This is a genomic window from Pseudomonas sp. UF-293 (assembly GCF_058245595.1).
The window spans coordinates 101246-123178 of the sequence record NZ_JBSICA010000015.1 but is presented as its reverse complement, the minus strand read 5'-3'; the positions used below and the strand labels follow the sequence as shown (position 1 = coordinate 123178).

Below are 21933 nucleotides of genomic sequence, written 5' to 3'. Positions count from 1 at the left end.
TTTCAACAATCAAAAGATCGCAGCCTTCGGCAGCTCCTGCATGGAAATGCATTCCAAATGTAGGAGCCGCCGAAGGCTCGGGCCGCGATCGGACGATCTTTTGATCTTCAATCAACCGGGCGCGGCAACTGCAACGTCACCCGCAACCCACCCTCACGCAGATTCTGCAGCGTCACCTCGCCGCCATGGCTATGGGCAATATTGCGCGCGATACCCAGACCCAGTCCGTAGCCCTGCTGCTGCCCCGCCAAACGGAAGTGCGGTTCGAACACTTGCTCCAACCGCTGCTGCGGCACGCCCGGGCCTTCGTCGTCGACGTGCAAAACAAACGCGCTGTCATCGTCATCGATGTGCAGATGCGCGTTCTGCCCGTACTTCAAGGCGTTGTCGATCAGGTTGCCGATGCAGCGCTTGAGCGCCAGTGGTTTGCCCGGATATGCCGACAGCGCGCGGCCATGCTGAGTGACGCGGCCATTGCCGTTCGGCGCCAGGTAAGGCTCGACCAGACAATCGAGGACGTGATTGAGATCCACCGGCTCGATGTTCTCGTGGATGTCGGTGTCCTTGACGCATTGCAGCGCGCCTTTGACCAGCAGCTCCAGCTCATCCAGATCACGACCGAACTTGGCTTGCAGCTGTTCGTCTTCGAGCAGTTCGACGCGCAAGCGCAGGCGGGTGATCGGCGTGCGCAGGTCGTGGGAAATCGCGCTGAACAACTGGCTGCGCTCGGTCAGGTAGCGGCTGATGCGTTCGCGCATGGTGTTGAACGCGCGGCCGACTTCAACCACTTCACTGCCACCGCCCTCCGCCACCGGCTCGACATCCGCGCCCAGCGACAGATCCCGCGCCGCCCGCGCCAGACGCTTGAGCGGCCGGCTCTGCCAGTGCACCAGCAGGCCGATGAACAACAACAGAAAGCCGCTGGTGAGGACGATAAACCACACCTGCTGCGCCGGCAGGCCTTGCTCTTCGAGACTGGTGTAGGGCTCCGGCAGCAAAGAGGCGATGTACAACCACTCGCCCGGCGCCATTTGAATCTGCGTGACCAGCACCGGCGGATTCACCGGTTCCAGGGTCAGGGCGTAATGCGCCCACGAGCGCGGCAGCTCATCGAGCTTCAGCCCGGCGTTGAAAATCCGCAGGTCTTCGGGGCTGACGAAGGTCACCGAAATATCCGTGTCATGCCCCAGAGACTGGCGCAGCACCTCGTCCACCGCCTGCATCACCGCAGCCTTGCGCGGCGTCACCGGCAGCACGTCCATGCCCAGCGGCTTATCGTTGAGGGTCACGACAAACCGGGTACCGCCCATGCTGCGCAATTGATCGAGCACCAGCGGCCGATAGGCGACCGGCAAGGAACGGAAATAGCTGACGCTGGCGGTCATCGAATGCGCCAGGCTGCGGGCACTGGTGACCAGGCCTTCGAGCTGGGTGGCGCGCAGTTGCGAAACCCAGATCACGCTCGACAGCGTCTGCGCGAACAGCACCGCCAGCAGAGTCAGCAGCAGCATCCGCCCGAGCAGCGAGCGCGGCACCGGTATGCGGCTGGCGAACTTGCGCAGCGCCTCAGTGAGCATTGCCGGCAACCACATTGGCTGCCAACTGATAACCGCTGCCACGCACAGTGCGGATCAGCCGTGGCGGTTTTTCGGTGTCGCGCAGGCGTTGGCGTAGACGGCTGACGGCCATGTCGACGATGCGATCGAGCGGCATCAGATCGCGGCCACGGGTGGCGTTGCCGATGGTGTCGCGGTCGAGGATTTGCTGCGGGTGGTCGAGGAACAGTTTCAGCAAAGCAAAATCGGCGCCGGAAAGAATCACTTCCTCGCCATCGGTGTGGAACAGCCGATGGCTGACCGTGTCCAGGCGCCAGTCGTCGAAGACCAGCACTTCACTGCCGCTGCGTTCGTGGGCGAATTGCGCGCGGCGCAGCAGGGCCTTGATCCGCGCTTGCAGTTCGCGCGGGCTGAACGGTTTGCCGAGGTAGTCGTCAGCGCCGAGCTCCAGACCGATCACCCGGTCGGCTTCGTCGGAACTGGCGGTCAGCATGATGATCGGCACCTGCGCCTGACGCGGGTGCTGGCGTACCCAACGGCACAGGCTGAAACCGTCTTCGTCGGGCAGCATGACATCGAGGATCACCAGATCGCTGGGCGCCTCGTTGAGCGCCTGCCGAAAACCGGCACCATCGGCGGTGGCCCGCACCTGAAACCCGGCGCGGGTCAGGTAGGTTTCCAGCAACTCGCGTATTTCCTGGTCGTCATCGACCAACAATATCGACTTGTTGACTGAGCTCACTTCGAAGGCATCCTTGTTGTTGGAGTTGGGGCGGATTATGCCTTAAGCATCAAACTAACAAACACTACAGAAACCCTTGTGGGAGCGAGCCTGCTTGCGAATCGGTTTTAACATTCAACAGATCTGTTGACTGACACACCGCTTTCGCGAGCAGGCTCGCTCCCACAATTGGATTGCATTTCAGGTCGGGATTGATTGGTCCAGCGCCACGCCGGCGCCCACCAGGCCGGAATACGGTGCCGTGACCAGCCACACCGGGATGCCTTTGAAGTAGTCGCTCATGCAGCCCTTGTCGGCAAAGCAGCGGGCAAAGCCGCTGGCGAGGAAGAAATCGGCGAATCGGGGAATCACCCCGCCGACGATAAACACGCCGCCGCGCGCGCCGGTGGTGAGCACGTTGTTACCAGCGACGCGACCGAGCCAGCAGCAGAATTGCTCGAGCACTTCCAAAGCAATCGGATCACCGGCAAGGCCAGCGGCGGTGATCGCTTCCGGCGTCTCCAGCTTCGGCTCATGGCCATCCACCGCGCAGATCGCCCGGTACAGCCGTGGCAGGCCGCCGCCGCTCAACGCGGTTTCCGCGCTGACATGGCCGATCTCGTTGTGGATGTGCTGCCACAGTTGCGTTTCACGCGGGCTGCTCAGCGGCAGGTCGACGTGGCCGCCCTCGCCCGGCAACGCGGCAAAGCGGCCTTCGCCGAGATCGAGCAAGGTGCCGACCCCCAGGCCTGTGCCCGGGCCGATGACCACCGCTGGGCGCAACGGCTCCGGTGTGCCTTCGCAGACCACGCGGAATTCGCCCGGCTGCAAGCGGGTCATGCCCAGCGCCATTGCCGAGAAGTCGTTGGTCAGCAACAACTGCTCGACCTGCAAGGTCTTGCAGAACGCGCTGCGGCTGAGCCGCCAGTGATTGTTGGTGAATTTGAATTCATCGCCACTCACCGGACCTGCCACCGACAGGCACACCGAGCCGATCGAGCCCGGCGCCAGACCGAGACCGCTCAGGTACAGAGCGATTGCCTCTTCCGGGCTGGCAAAATCGGCCGTGGCCAGCACCTGAACCGATTGCAGTTGCTGGTTTTGCCACAACGCGAACCGCGCGTTGGTGCCTCCGATGTCACCGACCAAAGCCAGTTTCAATTAAGCGTCTCCAGGGCAGAAGTGAAGGCGCTGGCGCCCTGCTCCGCCGAGCTGAAGGCCATGCGCATGAAGCCAAACAGCTCGCGGCCGCTGCCAATGTTGTTGCCCAACAGGCCTTTGGCAGGTTCGCGCGCTGCAAATTCGGCGGCGTCGACCTTAAGTTCCAAGGTGCCTTTGACGCCATCGACGCGGATGATATCGCCCTCTTGCACGCGCGCCAAAGCGCCACCGACATAAGCTTCCGGGCTGACGTGAATCGCCGCCGGGATTTTCCCCGACGCGCCGGACATGCGCCCGTCAGTCACCAACGCCACTTTGAAGCCGCGATCCTGCAATACGCCGAGGAACGGCGTCATCTTGTGCAGTTCGGGCATGCCGTTGGAACGCGGGCCCTGGAAACGCATCACGGCGACAAAATCCTTCTCCAGCAGACCGGCCTTGAATGCGTCCGCCAAGTCCTGCTGATCCTGGAAGACCATTGCCGGTGCTTCGACGATCTGGTTTTCCAGCGCAACCGCAGAAACCTTCATCACGCCACGACCGAGGTTGCCTTCCATCACCCGCAAGCCGCCCTCTTGCGAGAACGCACGGGACACCGGACGCAGAATGTTTTCGTCGAGACTGTCGGTCGGGCCTTCGCGCCAGACCAGCTCACCGTTATCGAGGAACGGCTCTTTGGTGTACTGGCTCAGGCCATGGCCGAGCACGGTGTTGACGTCTTCATGGAGCAGGCCGGCGCCGAGCAGTTCGCGGATCAGGAACGACATGCCGCCCGCTGCCTGGAAATGGTTGATGTCGGCTTTGCCGTTCGGGTAGACGTGGCTCAGGGTCGGCACGACTTCGGAAAGGTCGGCCATGTCCTGCCAGGTCAGTTGAATGCCAGCGGCCATGGCGATGGCCGGCATGTGCAGGGTGTGGTTGGTCGAGCCGCCGGTGGCGTGCAGGGCAACGATGGAGTTGACCAGCGCCTTCTCGTCGACGATTTCGCCGATCGGCATGAAGTTGCCGTTCTGTTTGGTCAGGCGCGTGACCTGATGCGCGGCTTCGCGGGTCAGGGCGTCGCGCAACGGTGTGTTCGGGTTGACGAAAGAGGCGCCCGGCAAGTGCAGGCCCATGACTTCCATCAGCAACTGATTGGTGTTGGCGGTGCCATAGAACGTGCAGGTGCCCGGGCTGTGGTAGGACTTCATCTCCGATTCCAGCAGCTCTTCGCGGGTAGCCTTGCCTTCGGCGTACTTCTGGCGGACGTCGGCTTTTTCCTTGTTGGAAATCCCCGACACCATCGGCCCGCCCGGCACGAAGATCGTCGGCAGATGGCCGAAGCGCAGCGAGCCCATCATCAGGCCCGGCACGATCTTGTCGCAGATGCCGAGCATCAGCGCGCCGTCGAACATGTTGTGCGACAGCGCCACGGCGGTGGACATGGCGATCACTTCGCGGCTCGGCAGGCTCAATTCCATGCCAGGCTCGCCTTGGGTCACGCCATCGCACATCGCCGGAGTGCCGCCGGCGAACTGGCCCACCGAGCCGATCTCGCGCAGGGCATTCTTGATCTGTTGCGGGAAAACTTCGTACGGCTGGTGCGCCGAAAGCATGTCGTTATACGAAGACACAATGGCGATGTTCGCCGAGTTCATCATCCGCAGGCTGTGCTTGTCTTCAGTGCCGCAACCGGCCACACCGTGGGCGAAGTTGGCGCATTGCAGCTTGCCGCGCATCGGACCGTCGGTGGCAGCGCCGCGAATCAATGCAAGGTAAGCCTGACGCGTGGCGCGGCTGCGGGCGATAAGCCGTTCGGTGACCTCAAGAACGCGGGGATGCATGTGTAGAACTCCAGGCTAACGGATGTGGCGACCTGATTGTCTATGCTGATCAAACGCCGTTGTTGTTGGAATGACAGACGGCTTTTTTGACCATTCGGACCAGTTGATTCAGGTCACTCGTTGTAGATAAAACAAAATATTGCCACTAAAAAGGCTTGTTTTCTATTTTTATGCGAATAATCTTGTAATTCCAACAACAAAACGACGGCGGCGCTGTTCCATGACTCTTCGAATTGCAATCAATGGTTTCGGCCGGATCGGCCGTAATGTCCTGCGCGCACTGTATACCCAAGGCTATCGTCAAGACCTGCAGATCGTCGCGATCAACGATCTGGGTGACAGCTCGATCAATGCCCACCTGCTCAAATACGATACCGTCCACGGCACTTTCGACGCCGAAGTGGCGCACGATAACGAAAGCCTGACGGTCAATGGCGACCGCATTGCGGTCAGCGCCATTCGCAATCCTGCCGATCTGCCATGGGCCGCAGAAAAAATCGACGTAGTGTTCGAATGCACCGGTTTGTTTACCGACCGTGCCAAAGCCGCCGCGCACATCAGCGCCGGCGCCCGCAAGGTGATCATTTCTGCCCCGGCCAAAGGCGCTGACGCCACGGTCGTTTATGGCGTCAACCACGACATTCTGCGTCAGTCGCACCAGATCATTTCCAACGCTTCGTGCACCACCAACTGCCTCGCGCCAGTGGCGCAGGTGCTGCATCGCGAGCTGGGGATCGAAAGCGGCCTGATGACCACCATTCACGCCTACACCAACGACCAGAACCTCACCGACGTCTATCACAGCGACCCATACCGCGCCCGTTCCGCCACGCAGAACATGATCCCGAGCAAGACCGGCGCGGCCGAAGCGGTAGGCCTGGTGCTGCCGGAACTGGCGGGCAAACTGACCGGCATGGCTGTGCGCGTACCGGTGATCAACGTGTCGCTGGTCGACCTCACCGTGCAACTGAAGAAAGAAGCCAGCGCCGACGAAGTCAACGCCCTGCTGAAAGCGGCCAGTCAGCATTCGAAAATTCTCGGGTACAACACCTTGCCGCTGGTTTCCAGCGACTTCAACCACAACCCGCTGTCGTCGATCTTCGACGCCAACCACACCAAGGTCAGCGGCAAGTTGCTCAAGGTGCTGGCCTGGTACGACAACGAATGGGGCTTCTCCAACCGCATGCTGGATAACTGCCTGGCGTTGTGTAACGCGGAATAAACCGGCGCTCCTTGATTTGACGCACATCCCTGTAGGAGCTGCCGAAGGCTGCGATCTTTTGATTTTGACTTTTCAAAAACAAGATCAAAAGATCGCAGCCTTCGGCGGCTCCTACAGGGGTCCTGTTTTACCCAGAGCTTTACCGTTCTCAGACAAATCAGCACTTGACCATTCAGCTGGATGATAAGCATTATCATTCGCTCGAAATGGATCAGGTCCTCCCGTGAGTCAATCGCGCTTCAACCACGTCTTCCTTGCCCAGCGCACTTCCCTGCTGCGCACGCTGGAACGGATGGTCAACAATCACAGCACCGCTGAAGACCTGTTGCAGGAGACCTACCTGCGCGTGACGCGGGCGTTGAGCGAGCGGGCCATCGATCACCTTGAACCCTTTGTCTTCCAGACCGCGCGCAATCTGGCGCTGGACCATTTGCGTGCGCGCAAGATCCACGCGCGAACCATGGTCGACGATGTACCGCAGGATGTGGTGCAGAGCATCGCCGCGCCCGCCAGCAGCGCCGAAGACGCCGCCCACGCCGAACAACTGCTGGAGCGTTTGAACGTGAGCCTCAGTCAACTCAGCCCCCGCCAGCAACGGATCTTCATCCTCAGCCGCCTGCACGGGCACAGCTATCAGGAAATCGCCGATGAACTGAAGGTGTCGCTGAGCACTGTGCAGAAAGAATTGAAACTGATCATGTCGATCTGCATCGGCGTTGCCGAACGACATAACGGCAGCGGCAAGTTTTGAGCTGCAAGCTACAAGTAAAAACAAAAAGCAGTATTGCATCCGGCTTGCAGCTTGCAGCTTGAAGCTAGAAACTGCTTCGCCAGAAGCCTTGCTTCGCCAGAAGCCCTGAGGAACCACCGTGACGGACACCCACCGCTCGCCTTCGCCCGATTCGGCGCGGGACGCTGCAGCTGCAATGGACCAGGCGCTGGACTGGCTCATCGTGCTCGGCAGCCCGGACGCGGAACAGACCCGGCAATTTCATGCCTGGCTGGCGGCTGATCCGTTGAATGCCGAGGCGTTCGCCAGGGCCCAGGCGATCTGGGACGGCCCGCAAGTCGCGCTGTGCGCCGAGGCTCTGGCGGCAAAACCGGCAAAAATCACTTTTCTCAAACGCTTGCGCCCGCACTGGAAACCGCTGGCCAGCGCTGCGGTGTTGATCCTCGGGCTGTTCAGTTTCAGTAACTTGCCAATGCGCATTCAAGCGGATCACCTCACCGTGGTTGGCGAGCGCCAGCGGCTGCAACTGGAAGACGGCTCGAAGGTCCTGCTCAATACCAACTCGGCGTTTTCCAGCACCATCAATGATCAACAACGCGTCGCCCGGCTGTTTCAGGGCGAGGCGTTTTTCGAGATCGCCAGCGGGCGCAATCAGCCGCTGGAGATCGACGCAGGGCCGGTAACGGCCAGCGTCCGCGACACCGCGTTCGCCGTGCGCTACCTCGATGGCGTCGCGCAGGTGAATGTGCAGCGCGGCGATGTCGATCTGCGCGCCACTCACACTGACGCTCGCGTGCGTCTGCGTGCCGGGGAAAGCATTCGTATCGGCCCCAACGGCTTCGACCGCCCGGCCAAGCTCGACGCCAATGCCGATCTGGCTTGGGTTGAAGGCCGCCTGGTGTTCGAGAACTGCCCGCTGAATCAGGTGCTGGCCGAGCTGCGCCGCTACTATCCGGGCTGGATCATCAACAACAACGAGCAACTGGCCGACGTCGCCGTCACTGGCAATTACCGTCTCGACCAGCCGCTGGACGTGGTCCGCTCCCTCGCCCACATCACCTCGGCGCGCCTGCAGGAATTCCCCGCGCTGGTGATCCTGAACTAAATGAGAATTATTTTTACTCGATAGCCAACGGCAGTACGTCTCGTTATAGCCAATGCAATTGATTCGCATCTGACCATGCTGATCAGCACCTATAAAGATTCGTGCGACACGGAGCGCTATCGATGTCCTCACGCCTTACCCGCCAGACTGCTTCCCCTTCCCGCGTGCTGTCGCTGCTGACTGCGGCCATGCTCATGGCCGGCTCCGCGCCGCTGCTCGCAGCCACCGAGCAACCGGCGCGCAACATGGGCGATTACTCGTTCGCCATCAACCAGCAACCGCTGGTCTCGGCGCTGAATGCCTTTACCGCCGTGACCGGTTGGCAGATCGGCTTGCCGGCAGAGTTGGGGCAGAACGTTTCGTCGCCGGGCGTGCGCGGTTCACTGCCGCCGGAGAAAGCCCTCGAGCGCCTGTTGGTGGGGACCAACCTGAGCTTCCGCAAACTGAGCAACAACAATGTCGTGCTGGAGAAACGCAACAGCAGCGGCGCGCTCAATCTCGATCAGGTGACCATCAGCGCCACCCGCCAAGAACAATCGGTGAACAGCGTACCCGCAACCGTCACGGTGCAGACCCGCGAAGAGCTCGACCGCAACAACGTCAACAGCATCAAGGATCTGGTGCGCTACGAGCCGGGCGTTTCCGTCGGCGGTGCCGGCCAGCGTGGCGGCATCAGTGGCTACAACATTCGCGGCATCGACGGCGACCGCATCCTGACTCAGGTCGATGGCGTGGAAATTCCCAATGGGTTCTTCAACGGCCCATACGCCAAGAGCCAGCGCAACTACGTCGACCCGGAAATCGTCAAACGTGTGGAAATCCTCCGTGGCCCAGCCTCGGTGCTGTACGGCAGCAACGCCATCGGCGGCGCAGTCAGCTACTACACGCTGGACGCCGACGACATCATCAAGCCGGGCAATGACCTTGGCGCGCGCCTGAAAAGCGGTTACAGCTCCGCCGACGACAGCTGGCTGAAATCTGCCACCGTCGCCGGCCGCAGCGGTGAGTTCGACGGTCTGCTGCATTACAGCCAGCGTGACGGCCACGAAACCGAATCGTTCGGCGGCAATAGCGGCACCGGCCTTGCGCGCACCGCCGCCAACCCGGAAGACGTGCGCGCGACCAACGTCCTGGCCAAGCTCGGCTGGAACTACAACGATGATTCGCGCCTGGGCCTGACCTACGAAAAGTACAAGGACGATCGCGACACCGATCAGAAAAGCGCCTATGGCGGCCCGTATTTCAACGGCGCGCCGACCATTCCGAGCAGCGTCCTGCCCGGCGGCATGTACCAGTGGCGTACCGGCAACGACACCATCACCCGCGAGCGTTTCGGTATCGAACACGCGTTCGCGCTCGACAGCCTGCTGGTCGATAACGTCAAGTGGAGCCTCAACCACCAGATCGCCAAGACCGACCAGAGCACCGAAGAGTATTACTTCCCGATGACGCGTCGGGTGCTGCGCACTCGCGACACGATCTACGAGGAAAAACAGTGGGTTTTCGATGCCCAGCTGGACAAGGCCTTCGCCATCGCTGACACCGATCACCTGCTGACCTACGGCACCACGATCAAGCAACAGAAAGTCACCGGTTCACGCAGCGGCGACGGCACATGCCTGGCGATCGGTCGTGGCTGCACGGCGATTGGCGCGACCAGTGCGGCGGACGTGCTGGCCAAGGCCAGTGATTTCCCCGATCCGACCATCAACACCTACAGCCTGTTTGCCCAAGACCAGATCAGCTGGAACGACTGGACCTTCCTGCCGGGCCTGCGCTACGACTACACCCAACTCAAACCGCACATCACTGAAGAGTTCCTCAACACCGTGAACGCCGACGGCCAGGGCACGGTCAGCGACAAGAACAAGACCTGGCACAAAGTCTCGCCGAAATTCGGCCTGACCTATGCGCTGACGGAACACTACACCTGGTACGGCCAGTACGCCGAAGGCTTCCGCACCCCGACGGCGAAAGCCCTGTACGGCCGATTCGAGAACAACACCAGCGGCTACACCGTCGCACCCAACTCCGACCTTGAACCGGAAAAAAGCAAAGGTTTCGAAACCGGCCTGCGCGGCAATTTCGAGCAGGGCTCGTTCGACGTCGCGGTGTTCTATAACAAGTACCGCGACTTCATCAACGAGGACGCGGTCAAGCCGGGCGACGATCAGTTGACCTTCCAGAGCAACAACATCAAGCGCGCCACGATCAAGGGCGCGGAGGTCAAAGGACGCTTGAACCTGGATGCGTTCGGTGCGCCGCAAGGTCTGTATACCCAGGGTTCGATCGCCTACGCCTACGGTCGCAACAACGACAACGGCGAACCGATCAACAGCGTCAATCCACTTACCGGGGTCTTCGGTCTCGGTTACGACCAGGACACCTATGGCGGCCTGCTGAGCTGGACTGTGGTGAAGAAAAAGGATCGCGTCGACGACAGCAACTTCAAGTCGCCGGACGGCGTCAGCAGCCAATTCAAGACCCCGGGCTTCGGCATTCTCGATCTGGCCGGCTATTACAAAGTCAGCGACGACGTCACCGTCAGCGGCGGCATATACAACCTGACCGACAAGAAGTACTGGCTGTGGGATGACGTGCGCGGATACGACAGCGTCGGCGAAGCCTCGGTCACGCAACCGGCCAACCTCGATCGCCTCACCCAACCGGGACGCAACTTCGCGATCAATCTGATCTGGGACATCTGATCGGCCCGGCCTCACTGCGCGTGTAATCGCTGCGCAGTGAGGTTTTTTTACTGTCCGGCGCCCGCCCGTACGTCTTGTTATCAAGCGCCTCATTTATCAAGGACACCCCCATGACTGCCTCGGAAAAAGCCCTGCGTTCGCAACGCCTGAACCAGATCACCCATGAGCCGCACAGCAAACTCGATGCGCTGGTCAAAGCCCACGCACCATTCGAAACCCGCGCCAGCTTCGCCCGTTTCGTCGTCGCGCAATACCTGTTCCAGGCGGAACTGGTCGAGCTGTACAACGATGCCGAACTGACCGCGATCGTCCCGGATCTGCCGGCCCGTTGCCGCGCCGAAGCGGCCAAGGCCGACCTCGCCGACCTCGACACCGCAGTCCCGGCGCCGGTGGCCGGCGCACTGAAAAACCCGAGCAAGGCGCGAGCGCTGGGCTGGATCTTTGTGTCGGAGGGTTCGAAGCTCGGTGCGGCGTTCCTGATCAAGCGCGCGGTGGCGCTGGAGTTGAGCGAAACCTTTGGCGCGCGGCATTTGGCTGAACCGCAAGGTGGCCGCGCCGAGGGTTGGAAAAGCTTTGTGCGCACCCTCGATGCGCTGCCGTTCACGGCAGAGGAAGAAGCAGAAGTGGAGCAAGGCGCACTGGATGCGTTCAACCGCTTCACCGTGCTGCTGGAACGGGCTTATGCGGTCGAAGCCGCAGTGGCCTGAGCGCCACGAATACCCCTGTGTAGGAGCTGCCGAAGGCTGCGATCTTTTGATGTTGCTTTAAAGATCAAAAGATCGCAGCCTTCGGCAGCTCCTACAGGGGTTCGCGTAAGTCTGTAAGATCTCCGTTCCGCTTCAGAAGCCGCCGCTGAGCCCATGCCCGCACCCGCCCCATCAAAACTCGCCCGTCTGCTGTTCGGTCTGCTGGCCTACGTCAGCCTCGGCATTGGCCTGATCGCCATCGTCGTGCCCGGTCTGCCGACCACCGAGTTCATCCTCCTTGCCGCGTGGGCCGCGACCCGCAGTTCGCCGCGCTTGAGTGCGTGGCTGGAAAATCACCGTCTGTTCGGGCCGATCCTCAGTAACTGGCGCAACGGCAGGATCATCGCGCGCAAGGCCAAGGTCAGCGCCACCGTCAGCATGCTGCTGTGCGCCACTTTGATGCTGATGATGCTCGATCATGGCTGGCCGATCTATCTGGCGATTGTCGGCATGGGCCTGGGCAATCTGTGGATCTGGTCGCGCCCGGAGACGCCCGTCACAGTCGCGAAACATTCCTGTAATTAAAGCCGTTTCGGCACTTTCTCCTGCGCAAACGTTTAGCGGCGACCGTCCGTCGGCAAGCGCCTCATGCCGTTTCGCTCGACGCCGATGAGGATGGAATGGCGCTGAATGGATTTGGCAAACCGGGCTCCCGTCCCAGCCACCTGTTTATTCCATTCGCGAGATCGCCCCATGTTCGACTCTCTTTCCATTCGCCTGAAAATCGTCCTGCTCTCCGGCCTGTGCCTGCTCGGAGTGGTGGTGCTGATTGTCAGCATGAACATCTACCAGACCAACCAGAACGACGAGCTGGTCAGTCAATCCAGCAACCAGTTGCTCACCGCCAGCGTGCAGAACCTGCTGCAGGCCAAGGCCGCCGAACAAGCGGTGCGGGTGCAGAAAACCTTTGGCGAAAGCCTGCTGGTGGTCACCGCCCTCGCCGACCAGATCAAGGATCTGCGGACGATGGCGGCCAAGCGTTCGCTTGAAGCCGGCGCTGTTCGTGAGGAGTTGAACCAGAGCCTGAAAACCGCCTTCGAGCGCAACGATAAAGTCCTCGGTATCTGGCTGGCCTTCGAACCCAACGGCCTCGACGGCAAGGACAGCGAATTCGCCAACGACGCCGCGCGGCAATCCAACGAAACCGGGCGCTTCGCCTCGTACTGGAGCCGTGCCGCCGGCGCCGCGCTGAATACGATCATGGTCGAGGACGACTTGACCAAGACCACCCTCAGCGTCAGCGGCACGCCGTACAACAGTTGGTACACCTGCCCTCGCGACAACAAGCGCACCTGTCTGCTCGACCCGTATGCCGACACCGTCGGTGGCAAGGAAATGCTCATGACGACCATTTCCGTGCCAGTGATGGTCGACGGCAAAGCAATCGGCGTGGTCGGTGTCGACATCGCCCTCGACGCCCTGCAAGCCGCCGCCGTCGACTCGCAACGCAGCCTGTTCAACAACGCCGGGCATATGCTGATCGTCTCCGGCAGCGGCGTACTGGCGGCCGACAGTGCTGACGCGACGCGGGTCGGCAAAAAAATCAGCGACACCCTCGGCGCCGATGGCAAGGATGTATTGCAACTGGTCGGCAGCGGTACGGCAAAAATCCTCGAACAGGGCGATTTGATTCGTGCGGTTTACCCGGTTGATCCGATCGGCAATTCGCGCGCCTGGGGCGTGGTCATCGACCTGCCCGAGCACGTGCTGCTGGCCGACTCGGTGAAGCTGCAAGCAGTACTGGATGACGCACAACAAACCGGCGTGATCACTGCCCTGCTGGTGGCGGGCGTGGCCGGTCTGGTCGGCCTGCTGCTGATCTGGCTCACCGCCTCCGGTGTCACCCGTCCGATCAACAGCGTCGCCGACATGCTGAAAAACATCGCCAGCGGCGAAGGTGATCTGACCCAGCGCCTGAACTACAGCAAGAAAGACGAACTGGGCGAACTGGTGAACTGGTTCAACCGCTTCCTCGACAAGCTTCAGCCGACCATCGCGCAGATCAAACAAAGCATCACCGAAGCGCGCGGTACGGCCGATCAATCGTCGGAAATCGCCCGCCAGACCAGCGAAGGCATGCAGGTGCAGTTCCGCGAAATCGATCAGGTCGCCACAGCGTCCAACGAAATGAGCGCCACCGCCCACGACGTTGCCAACAGTGCCTCGAACGCGGCCAATGCGGCCAAGGGGGCCGACCAGTCGGCGAAGGACGGCATGGCGATCATTGAGCGCAGCACCCGCGACATCAATCAACTGGCCGATGAAGTCAGCAAAGCGGTGACCGAAGTCGAAGCACTGGCGGTCAACAGCGAGCAGATCGGCTCGGTGCTGGAAGTGATTCGCAGCATCGCCGAACAGACCAACCTGCTGGCCCTCAACGCCGCCATCGAAGCCGCCCGCGCCGGCGAAAGCGGTCGCGGTTTTGCAGTGGTCGCCGATGAAGTGCGCAACCTGGCCAAGCGCACGCAGGACTCGGTGGAAGAAATCCGCATCGTCATCGAGCGCATCCAGACCGGCACCCGTGGCGTGGTCGCGACCATGCACTCAAGCCAGACCCAGGCGCACAACAACGCCGGGCAGATTCGTCAGGCCGTTGATGCACTGGGCAAGATCAGCGACGCGGTGACGGTGATCAGCGACATGAACCTGCAGATCGCCAGCGCCGCCGAAGAGCAGAGCGCAGTGGCCGAAGAGGTCAACCGCAACGTCTCGGCAATTCGCACCGTGACCGAAACCCTGACCGAACAAGCCACGGAATCGGCGGCAATCAGCAGCCAGCTCAACAGCCTGGCGAGCCAGCAGATGAAATTGATGGATCAGTTCCGCGTCTAACAATCCAGCATAAATCCCTGTGGGAGCGAGCCTGCTCGCGAAGGCGTCGTGTCAGTCAACACAGATGTTGGATATGACGACCTCTTCGCGAGCAGGCTCGCTCCCACAGGGGAAATGGGTTCACATCCTGGTTTCATCTAAATCGCGATTCTTTTGCACTATCATCGCCCTCTCGTTCCGGAGGGCCTTCGATGACTGATCTGCTCACGTCCATCCAAACCGCACTCGGCCTGCCGCGCACGCCGATCCCCTTCACCAGTGACGGCGCCCTGACGTCGGCGTTCGCGGTCACCGAACTGGCCTGCGCCAGCATCGCCGCTGCCGGGCAAGCGGTCAGCGAATTGCTCCATCAGCAAACCGGGCACTTGCCTGCGGTTGCAGTCGACCGCCGTCTGGCCTCGTTCTGGTTCTCCACCTCGCTTCGCCCGATCGGCTGGCAGGTGCCGCCCTTGTGGGACGCGATCGCCGGCGACTATGCGACTCGGGACGGCTGGATCCGTCTGCACACCAACGCCCCGCACCACCGCGCCGCCGCTGAACGCGTGCTCGGCGCCTGCGCCGATCGTGCCGCAATGGCGGCGAAAGTCGCACAGTGGGCCAGCACGGATCTTGAACAGGCGGTGGTCGACGCCAAGGGCTGCGCCGCCGAGATGCGCAGTTGGGCGCAGTGGCAGCAGCACCCGCAAGGGCAGGCAGTGAATGCCGAACCGCTGGTGCAATTCATTGAGCAGACGGACGAGAACCGCAGCACATGGCAAGGCTCGATCGCACGGCCTCTGGCAGGGATCAAGGTGCTCGACCTGACCCGCGTCCTCGCCGGTCCCACCGCCAGCCGCTTTCTCGCCGGGCTGGGCGCGAACGTGCTGCGCATCGATCCGCCGAGCTGGAACGAACCCGGCGTGGTTCCGGAAATGACCGTCGGCAAACATTGCGCGCGGCTGGACCTGCAGACTCCGGCGGATCGCGCAGTGTTCGAAGGTTTATTGCAAGACGCCGACATCCTGCTGCACGGCTATCGTGCCGACGCTCTGGAGCACCTCGGCTTTGGTGTTGAACGCCGTCGGCAACTGGCACCGGCCCTGATCGACGTCAGCCTCAACGCCTACGGCTGGAGCGGCCCCTGGCAGAACCGCCGAGGCTTCGACAGCCTGGTGCAGATGAGCAGCGGCATCGCCGAGGCCGGACAGCATTGGAAACACAGCGATAAACCGACGCCACTGCCGGTCCAGGCGCTCGATCATGCGACCGGGTATCTGCTGGCGGCGAGTGCGATCAAGTTGCTGACGGAGCGTTTGGCCAATGGCCCAGGTGGATCGGCGCGGTTGTCGCTGGCACGTACGGCGAAGCTGTTGATCGAGCATGGGCCGGGGATGCTTGATCCGCTGCGGGCTGAAGATGCGCTGGATCAGGATCCGGCGATTGAAAACACCGCGTGGGGCCCGGCGCGGAGGTTGCGCGTGCCGGTGCAGATCAGCGGGACGGCGGTGCGGTGGGATTTGCCGGCCGCCGAGTTGGGGTCGCATCAGGCGCAGTGGTGATTTTGAGGCCGCCTTCGCGAGCAGGCTCGCTCCCACTTGGATTCGCGTAGTCCTGTGGGAGCGAGCCTGCTCGCGAAGGGGCCTGACCTGCCGAAGCAAACCCGCCTACAAACTCAACACCCCGCTATACAACCCATACGCCGCCAGCCCCGCCCCAATCACCACGCAGGCAAAAATCCCCTTCTCCACCGTGGTAAAAACCGGCTGGCCCTGTTCATGCTTGGCCTTGGCAAACAGAATCACCCCCGGCGCATACAGCAGCGCCGACAGCAGCAGATATTTCACTCCCCCGGCATACAACAGCCACACCGCATAAACCAGGGCGATGGCGCCGATCAGCAGATCCTTGGTGCGCTCGGCCGAGGCGTGTTCGTAGGTTTCGCCGCGCCCGCTGAGCAGCACCGCGTAGGCCGCCGACCACAAATACGGCACCAGGATCATCGACGAGGCCAGGTAAATCAGGCTGGTGTAAGTCCCCGCCGAAAACAGTGTGATCAGCAGGAAAATCTGAATCATCGCGTTGGTCAGCCACAGCGCATTGACCGGCACATGGTTCTTGTTTTCCTTCTTGAGGAACGCCGGCATGGTCTTGTCCTTGGCCGTGGCGAAAAGGATCTCCGCGCAAAGCAAGGCCCAGGACAGCAGCGCGCCCAACAGCGAAATCGCCAGCCCGATGCTGATCAGCAACGCGCCCCACGGCCCGACGATGTGCTCCAGCACCGCTGCCAGTGAGGGGTTCTGCAAATTGGCCAGCTCTGGCTGACTCATGATCCCCAGCGACAGCACGTTGACCAGCACCAGCAGCGCCAGCACACCGAGAAAACCGATTACCGTGGCGCGGCCGACGTCGCTGCGTTTCTCCGCGCGGGCGGAGTAGACGCTGGCGCCTTCGATGCCGATGAACACGAACACGGTGACCAGCATCATGTTGCGCACCTGATCCATCACCCCGCCGAAGTTCGGGTTGCTGCGGCCCCAGATGTCGCGGGTGAAGATGTCAGCCTTGAACGCCACCGCAGCGATGACGATGAACATGATCAACGGCACGACCTTGGCCACGGTGGTCAGCTGGTTGATCAGCGCCGCCTCCTTGATCCCGCGCATCACCAGAAAATGCACCGCCCACAACAGTACCGAGGCGCAGCCGATGGCGATCGGCGTGTTGCCCTGGCCAAACACCGGAAAGAAATAGCCGAGGGTGCTGAACAGCAAGACGAAATAGCCGACGTTGCCCAGCCAGGCGCTGATCCAGTAACCCCAGGCCGAGGAGAAACCCATGTAATCACCGAACCCGGCCTTGGCGTAGGCGTAGACGCCGGAGTCCAGCTCCGGCTTGCGGTTGGCCAGGGTCTGAAAGACAAAGGCCAGGGTCAGCATGCCGATCGCGGTGATGCCCCAACCGATCAGAATCGCCCCGGCATCGGCGCGCTCCGCCATGTTCTGCGGCAACGAGAAAATTCCCCCGCCGATCATCGACCCCACCACCAGGGCGATCAACGCACCAAGGCGCAGCTTTTGCGTCGGTTGCGACATGCAGATCTCCTTGAACGAGCCGTTGTTATTTATTTGTAACAACAGCTGACTAAAAGCCTAAGGGTAGATGACGTTTATCAGGTAATGCCGAATCTCGCACCGTTATATATAGCCGACTACGATAACGCTTAGCACGTTTAAGACGGTTTTGTGCGCTGTTCCTGATTAATCAATTCCGCAGTGAAAACAGATGACGGACATTTGCCAAACGCGGAAAAGCAACTAGCGTCATAGTTCGAAAGCATTAATAGCTATTCCCAATTGCGTTAGCGAAACGCCTCTGGCTCGGGCCTTTCAGACCGCAGCTTTATGCCCGCAACGGGTGGATAAGTCATTCATTAACAATGGAATGTGACCATGCACTGATCCATGTCAGCTGTTCGAACAGACAACAGTACTAGGCTGTGAGCTCTCCTTTCCTGCAATGGAGTCATGCAAATGTCTGAAGCGCCCGGAAAACTAAGACTCGGTGCACTGGTTGCACTGGTAGTCGGTTCAATGATTGGCGGCGGGATATTTTCGTTGCCACAAAACATGGCCGCCAGCGCCGACGTCGGTGCAGTGCTGATCGGCTGGGCCATCACCGCAGTCGGCATGCTCACCCTCGCTTTCGTCTTTCAGACCCTCGCCAATCGCAAGCCTGACCTGGACGGTGGTGTCTACGCCTACGCCAAGGCCGGGTTCGGCGACTACATGGGTTTCTCCTCGGCCTGGGGCTACTGGATCAGCGCCTGGCTGGGCAACGTCGGCTACTTCGTTCTGCTGTTCAGCACCCTCGGCTATTTCTTTCCGATTTTCGGCGAAGGCAATACCCCGGCGGCGGTGATCGGTGCGTCCTTGCTGCTGTGGGGCGTGCATTTCCTGGTGTTGCGCGGGATCAAGGAAGCGGCGTTCATCAACCTGGTGACCACCATCGCCAAGGTCGTGCCGCTGCTGCTGTTCGTGTTGATCGCAGTCTTCGCGTTCAGACTGGACATCTTCACCGCCGACATCTGGGGCGTGAAAAACCCTGACCTGGGCAGCGTGATGAACCAGGTGCGCAACATGATGCTGGTCACCGTCTGGGTGTTCATCGGCATCGAAGGCGCAAGCATCTTCTCCGCCCGCGCCGAGAAACGCTCGGACGTCGGCAAGGCCACCGTGATCGGCTTCATCACCGTGCTGCTGTTTCTGGTGCTGGTCAACGTGCTGTCGCTGGGCATCATGACCCAGCCGGAACTGGCAAAACTGCAGAACCCGTCGATGGCCGCCGTGCTTGAGCATGTGGTCGGTCACTGGGGGGCGGTGCTGATCAGCGTCGGTCTGATCATCTCCTTGCTCGGCGCGCTGCTGTCGTGGGTGCTGCTGTGTGCGGAGATCATGTTCGCCGCCGCCAAAGACCACACCATGCCGGAGTTCCTGCGCAAGGAAAACGCCAACCATGTGCCGGTCAACGCCCTGTGGCTGACCAACGCCATGGTGCAGGTGTTCCTGATCATCACGCTGTTCTCGGCCAGCACTTACCTGTCGCTGATCTACCTCGCCACCTCGATGATTCTGGTGCCGTACCTGTGGTCGGCGGCCTATGCCCTGCTGCTGGCGGTGCGCGGCGAGAGCTACGAAGGCTTTGCCGCCGAGCGGCGCAAGGATCTGATCATCGGCGGTATCGCCCTGATCTATGCGGTGTGGTTGTTGTACGCCGGCGGGGTCAAGTACCTGCTGCTGTCGGCCCTGCTCTACGCGCCCGGCGCAATCCTGTTCGCCAAGGCCAAGCTGGAACTCAGACAACCGGTTTTCACCAACGTCGAGAAGCTGATTTTCGCCGCAGTGGTCGTGGGCGCCATGGTGGCGGCCTACGGTCTCTACGATGGCTTCCTGACGCTGTAACCCCTGATTGAATTGTCATCTGGAGGAACACAGAAATGACCACGGAAAAAGTGAAGTACGGCGTCCACTCCGAAGCCGGGAAACTGCGTAAAGTCATGGTTTGCTCCCCAGGTCTGGCCCATCAGCGGCTGACCCCGAACAACTGCGATGAACTGCTGTTCGATGACGTGCTGTGGGTGGCGCAGGCCAAGCGCGATCATTTCGACTTCGTCACCAAGATGCGCGAGCGCGGCATCGACGTGGTGGAAATGCACAACCTGCTGACCGACATTGTCGCCATCCCCGAAGCGCTGGACTGGATCCTCGAACGCAAAGTCACTGCCGATTCGGTGGGCCTGGGCCTGATCAGCGAAGTGAAATCCTGGCTGAAAAGCCTCGAGCCACGGCACATCGCCGAATTCCTGATTGGCGGCGTCTCGGCCGATGATCTGCCGGACAGCTTCGGTGGCAAGACCATCCAGATGTTCCGCGACTTCCTCGGCCACTCCAGCTTCATCCTGCCGCCGCTGCCCAACACCCAGTTCACCCGTGACACCACCTGCTGGATCTACGGTGGCGTGACGCTGAACCCGATGTACTGGCCGGCGCGCCGTCAGGAAACCCTGCTGACCACCGCCATCTACAAATTCCATCCGCAATTCACCAACGCCGACTTCGAGATCTGGTACGGCGACCCGGACAAGGATCACGGCAACTCCACCCTTGAGGGCGGCGACGTCATGCCGATCGGCAATGGCGTGGTGCTGATCGGCATGGGCGAGCGCTCATCGCGCCAGGCCATCGGCCAACTGGCGCTGAACCTGTTCAACAACAAAGCGGTGGAAAAAGTCATCGTCGCCGGCCTGCCAAAATCCCGCGCGGCAATGCACCTGGACACCGTGTTCAGCTTCTGCGACCGCGACCTGGTGACGATCTTTCCGGAAGTCGTCAACCAGATCGTCGCCTTCACCCTGCGCCCTGATGAAAGCAAACAGGGCGGCATCGACATCCGCCGCGAAGAAGGCAGCTTCCTCGACACCGTCGCCGCTGCGCTGAATCTGCCGAAACTGCGCGTGGTGGAGACCGGCGGCAACAGCTTCGCCGCCGAACGCGAGCAATGGGACGACGGCAACAACGTGGTGGCGATGGAGCCCGGCGTGGTCATCGGCTACGACCGCAACACCTACACCAACACCCTGCTGCGCAAGGCTGGCGTGGAGGTCATCACCATCAGCGCTGGCGAACTTGGTCGCGGCCGTGGCGGCGGCCACTGCATGACCTGCCCGATCATCCGCGACCCGATCGATTACTAAACGACCGTCTCCCCGGCCGCACTTATCCCGTAGCGGCCGGGCCGATTACCGAATCCAAGGAGAATCATCATGGCGTTTAACATCCACAACCGTAACCTGCTGAGCCTGGAACACCACACCCCACGTGAGCTGCGTTACCTGCTCGACCTGTCCCGCGATCTGAAACGCGCGAAATACACCGGCACCGAGCAACAACACCTGAAGGGCAACAACATCGCCCTGATTTTCGAGAAAACTTCGACCCGTACCCGTTGCGCGTTCGAAGTGGCGGCCTATGACCAAGGCGCCAACGTCACTTACATCGACCCGAACTCTTCGCAAATCGGCCACAAGGAAAGCATGAAGGACACCGCCCGCGTGCTCGGGCGCATGTACGACGCCATCGAGTACCGTGGCTTCAAACAGGAAATCGTCGAAGAGCTGGCCAAGTTTGCCGGTGTGCCGGTGTTCAACGGCCTGACCGATGAATATCACCCGACTCAGATGATCGCCGACGTTCTGACCATGCGCGAACACGCCGACAAGCCGATCCATGAAATCAGCTACGCCTACTTGGGCGATGCGCGCAACAACATGGGCAACTCGCTGCTGCTGATCGGCGCCAAGCTCGGCATGGACGTGCGCATCTGCGCACCGAAAGCCCTGTGGCCGCTGGACGATCTGGTGGCGCGTTGCAAAAAATACGGCGAGGAAAGTGGCGCGCGCATCACCCTCACCGAAGATCCGAAAGAAGCGGTCAAAGGCGTCGACTTCATTCACACCGATGTCTGGGTGTCGATGGGCGAACCGGTGGAAGCCTGGGCCGAGCGTATCCAGCAACTGCTGCCGTATCAGGTCAACGCCGAGCTGATGAAAGCCTCCGGCAACCCGCGCACCAAGTTCATGCACTGCCTGCCGGCCTTTCACAACAGCGACACCAAGGTCGGCAAACAGATCGCCGAGCAGTATCCGCATCTGAAAAACGGCATCGAAGTGACCGACGACGTGTTCGAGTCGCCAGCCTGCATCGCCTTCGAGCAAGCGGAAAACCGCATGCACACGATCAAGGCGATTCTGGTCTCGACCCTGGCTGATCTCTGACGCCCCAGCGCTCTCACTGA

General features: G+C 61.2%; 16 protein-coding genes and 1 pseudogene. 12 read left to right on the top strand and 5 right to left on the bottom strand.

What is annotated here, in order from left to right; translation table 11 throughout:
- Nucleotides 1–107: 107 nt before the first annotated feature.
- The 4 genes from AC4IHP_RS17235 to edd form a co-directional block, all read right to left on the bottom strand.
- Entirely contained in the window at nucleotides 108–1577 is a 1470-nt protein-coding gene (locus AC4IHP_RS17235; RefSeq protein ID WP_490832268.1) for an ATP-binding protein, read from the bottom strand.
- Nucleotides 1567–2298, bottom strand: coding sequence for a response regulator (locus tag AC4IHP_RS17230; protein WP_016773529.1), 732 nt, complete (start codon nucleotides 2296–2298; stop codon nucleotides 1567–1569). Before AC4IHP_RS17230 ends, AC4IHP_RS17235 begins: the two co-directional genes overlap by 11 nt.
- A 180-nt stretch (nucleotides 2299–2478) precedes the next feature.
- Entirely contained in the window at nucleotides 2479–3438 is a 960-nt protein-coding gene (locus tag AC4IHP_RS17225; RefSeq protein ID WP_490832267.1) for a glucokinase, read from the bottom strand.
- Nucleotides 3435–5261, bottom strand: coding sequence for a phosphogluconate dehydratase (gene edd / locus AC4IHP_RS17220; RefSeq protein ID WP_016773527.1), 1827 nt, complete (start codon nucleotides 5259–5261; stop codon nucleotides 3435–3437). The genes AC4IHP_RS17225 and edd overlap by 4 nt, the downstream gene beginning before the upstream one ends.
- Nucleotides 5262–5481: 220 nt before the next feature.
- On the opposite strand from edd, the gene gap reads away from it, so the two are divergent.
- The 9 genes and pseudogenes from gap (at nucleotide 5482) to AC4IHP_RS17175 (ending at nucleotide 16142) form a co-directional block, all read left to right on the top strand.
- Nucleotides 5482–6483: a type I glyceraldehyde-3-phosphate dehydrogenase gene (gene gap / locus AC4IHP_RS17215; RefSeq protein WP_016773526.1), complete on the top strand. Its 1002-nt coding sequence runs from the start codon at nucleotides 5482–5484 to the stop codon at nucleotides 6481–6483.
- 223 nt (nucleotides 6484–6706) lie between these two features.
- A complete protein-coding gene (locus tag AC4IHP_RS17210) occupies nucleotides 6707–7234 on the top strand; it encodes an RNA polymerase sigma factor (protein WP_490832266.1) in 528 nt (175 codons plus the stop codon).
- A gap of 118 nt (nucleotides 7235–7352) precedes the next feature.
- Nucleotides 7353–8318, top strand: a complete 966-nt coding sequence (locus tag AC4IHP_RS17205; RefSeq protein ID WP_490832265.1) for a FecR family protein — start codon at nucleotides 7353–7355, stop codon at nucleotides 8316–8318.
- A 122-nt stretch (nucleotides 8319–8440) separates the two neighbouring features.
- Nucleotides 8441–11026, top strand: a complete 2586-nt coding sequence (locus AC4IHP_RS17200; protein ID WP_490832264.1) for a TonB-dependent receptor — start codon at nucleotides 8441–8443, stop codon at nucleotides 11024–11026.
- A 110-nt stretch (nucleotides 11027–11136) separates the two neighbouring features.
- The gene (locus AC4IHP_RS17195) at nucleotides 11137–11733 is read left to right on the top strand and encodes a biliverdin-producing heme oxygenase (RefSeq protein ID WP_460120969.1); all 597 of its coding nucleotides are present in this window, start codon (nucleotides 11137–11139) and stop codon (nucleotides 11731–11733) included.
- 153 nt (nucleotides 11734–11886) lie between these two features.
- The gene (locus tag AC4IHP_RS17190) at nucleotides 11887–12297 is read left to right on the top strand and encodes a YbaN family protein (protein WP_490832263.1); all 411 of its coding nucleotides are present in this window, start codon (nucleotides 11887–11889) and stop codon (nucleotides 12295–12297) included.
- Nucleotides 12298–12402: 105 nt separating this feature from the next.
- Nucleotides 12403–13746, top strand: a pseudogene (locus tag AC4IHP_RS17185) (methyl-accepting chemotaxis protein); the annotation flags it as partial.
- Between the two features lie 102 nt (nucleotides 13747–13848).
- The gene (locus AC4IHP_RS17180) at nucleotides 13849–14604 is read left to right on the top strand and encodes a methyl-accepting chemotaxis protein (RefSeq protein WP_371699605.1); all 756 of its coding nucleotides are present in this window, start codon (nucleotides 13849–13851) and stop codon (nucleotides 14602–14604) included.
- A 191-nt stretch (nucleotides 14605–14795) separates the two neighbouring features.
- Complete coding sequence (locus AC4IHP_RS17175) at nucleotides 14796–16142, top strand: CoA transferase (RefSeq protein ID WP_490832262.1); 1347 nt, start codon at nucleotides 14796–14798, stop codon at nucleotides 16140–16142.
- Between the two features lie 105 nt (nucleotides 16143–16247).
- On the opposite strand, the gene arcD (AC4IHP_RS17170) is transcribed toward AC4IHP_RS17175, so the two are convergent.
- Nucleotides 16248–17675, bottom strand: a complete 1428-nt coding sequence (gene arcD / locus AC4IHP_RS17170) for an arginine-ornithine antiporter (RefSeq protein ID WP_460120975.1) — start codon at nucleotides 17673–17675, stop codon at nucleotides 16248–16250.
- Between the two features lie 438 nt (nucleotides 17676–18113).
- Here arcD (AC4IHP_RS17170) and arcD (AC4IHP_RS17165) point away from each other — a divergent pair, with 438 nt between their 5' ends.
- The 3 genes from arcD (AC4IHP_RS17165) to AC4IHP_RS17155 all read left to right on the top strand — a co-directional run bounded on the left by arcD (AC4IHP_RS17165) (nucleotide 18114) and on the right by AC4IHP_RS17155 (nucleotide 21913).
- Nucleotides 18114–19541, top strand: coding sequence for an arginine-ornithine antiporter (gene arcD / locus AC4IHP_RS17165; protein WP_490832261.1), 1428 nt, complete (start codon nucleotides 18114–18116; stop codon nucleotides 19539–19541).
- A gap of 35 nt (nucleotides 19542–19576) precedes the next feature.
- The gene (gene arcA, locus AC4IHP_RS17160) at nucleotides 19577–20833 is read left to right on the top strand and encodes an arginine deiminase (protein WP_460120979.1); all 1257 of its coding nucleotides are present in this window, start codon (nucleotides 19577–19579) and stop codon (nucleotides 20831–20833) included.
- A gap of 69 nt (nucleotides 20834–20902) precedes the next feature.
- Entirely contained in the window at nucleotides 20903–21913 is a 1011-nt protein-coding gene (locus tag AC4IHP_RS17155) for an ornithine carbamoyltransferase (protein ID WP_126365799.1), read from the top strand.
- Nucleotides 21914–21933 lie beyond the last annotated feature (20 nt).

Bases quoted from the DNA above. Each gene is read 5' to 3' on its own strand.
- AC4IHP_RS17235 (WP_490832268.1), bottom strand. From the start codon at position 1,577: ATGCTCACTGAGGCGCTGCGCAAGTTCGCCAGCCGCATACCGGTGCCG.
- edd (WP_016773527.1), bottom strand. From the start codon at position 5,261: ATGCATCCCCGCGTTCTTGAGGTCACCGAACGGCTTATCGCCCGCAGC.
- gap (WP_016773526.1), top strand. From the start codon at position 5,482: ATGACTCTTCGAATTGCAATCAATGGTTTCGGCCGGATCGGCCGTAAT.
- AC4IHP_RS17200 (WP_490832264.1), top strand. From the start codon at position 8,441: ATGTCCTCACGCCTTACCCGCCAGACTGCTTCCCCTTCCCGCGTGCTG.
- AC4IHP_RS17195 (WP_460120969.1), top strand. From the start codon at position 11,137: ATGACTGCCTCGGAAAAAGCCCTGCGTTCGCAACGCCTGAACCAGATC.
- AC4IHP_RS17190 (WP_490832263.1), top strand. From the start codon at position 11,887: ATGCCCGCACCCGCCCCATCAAAACTCGCCCGTCTGCTGTTCGGTCTG.
- AC4IHP_RS17180 (WP_371699605.1), top strand. From the start codon at position 13,849: ATGCAGGTGCAGTTCCGCGAAATCGATCAGGTCGCCACAGCGTCCAAC.
- AC4IHP_RS17175 (WP_490832262.1), top strand. From the start codon at position 14,796: ATGACTGATCTGCTCACGTCCATCCAAACCGCACTCGGCCTGCCGCGC.
- arcD (WP_460120975.1), bottom strand. From the start codon at position 17,675: ATGTCGCAACCGACGCAAAAGCTGCGCCTTGGTGCGTTGATCGCCCTG.
- arcD (WP_490832261.1), top strand. From the start codon at position 18,114: ATGTCTGAAGCGCCCGGAAAACTAAGACTCGGTGCACTGGTTGCACTG.
- arcA (WP_460120979.1), top strand. From the start codon at position 19,577: ATGACCACGGAAAAAGTGAAGTACGGCGTCCACTCCGAAGCCGGGAAA.
- AC4IHP_RS17155 (WP_126365799.1), top strand. From the start codon at position 20,903: ATGGCGTTTAACATCCACAACCGTAACCTGCTGAGCCTGGAACACCAC.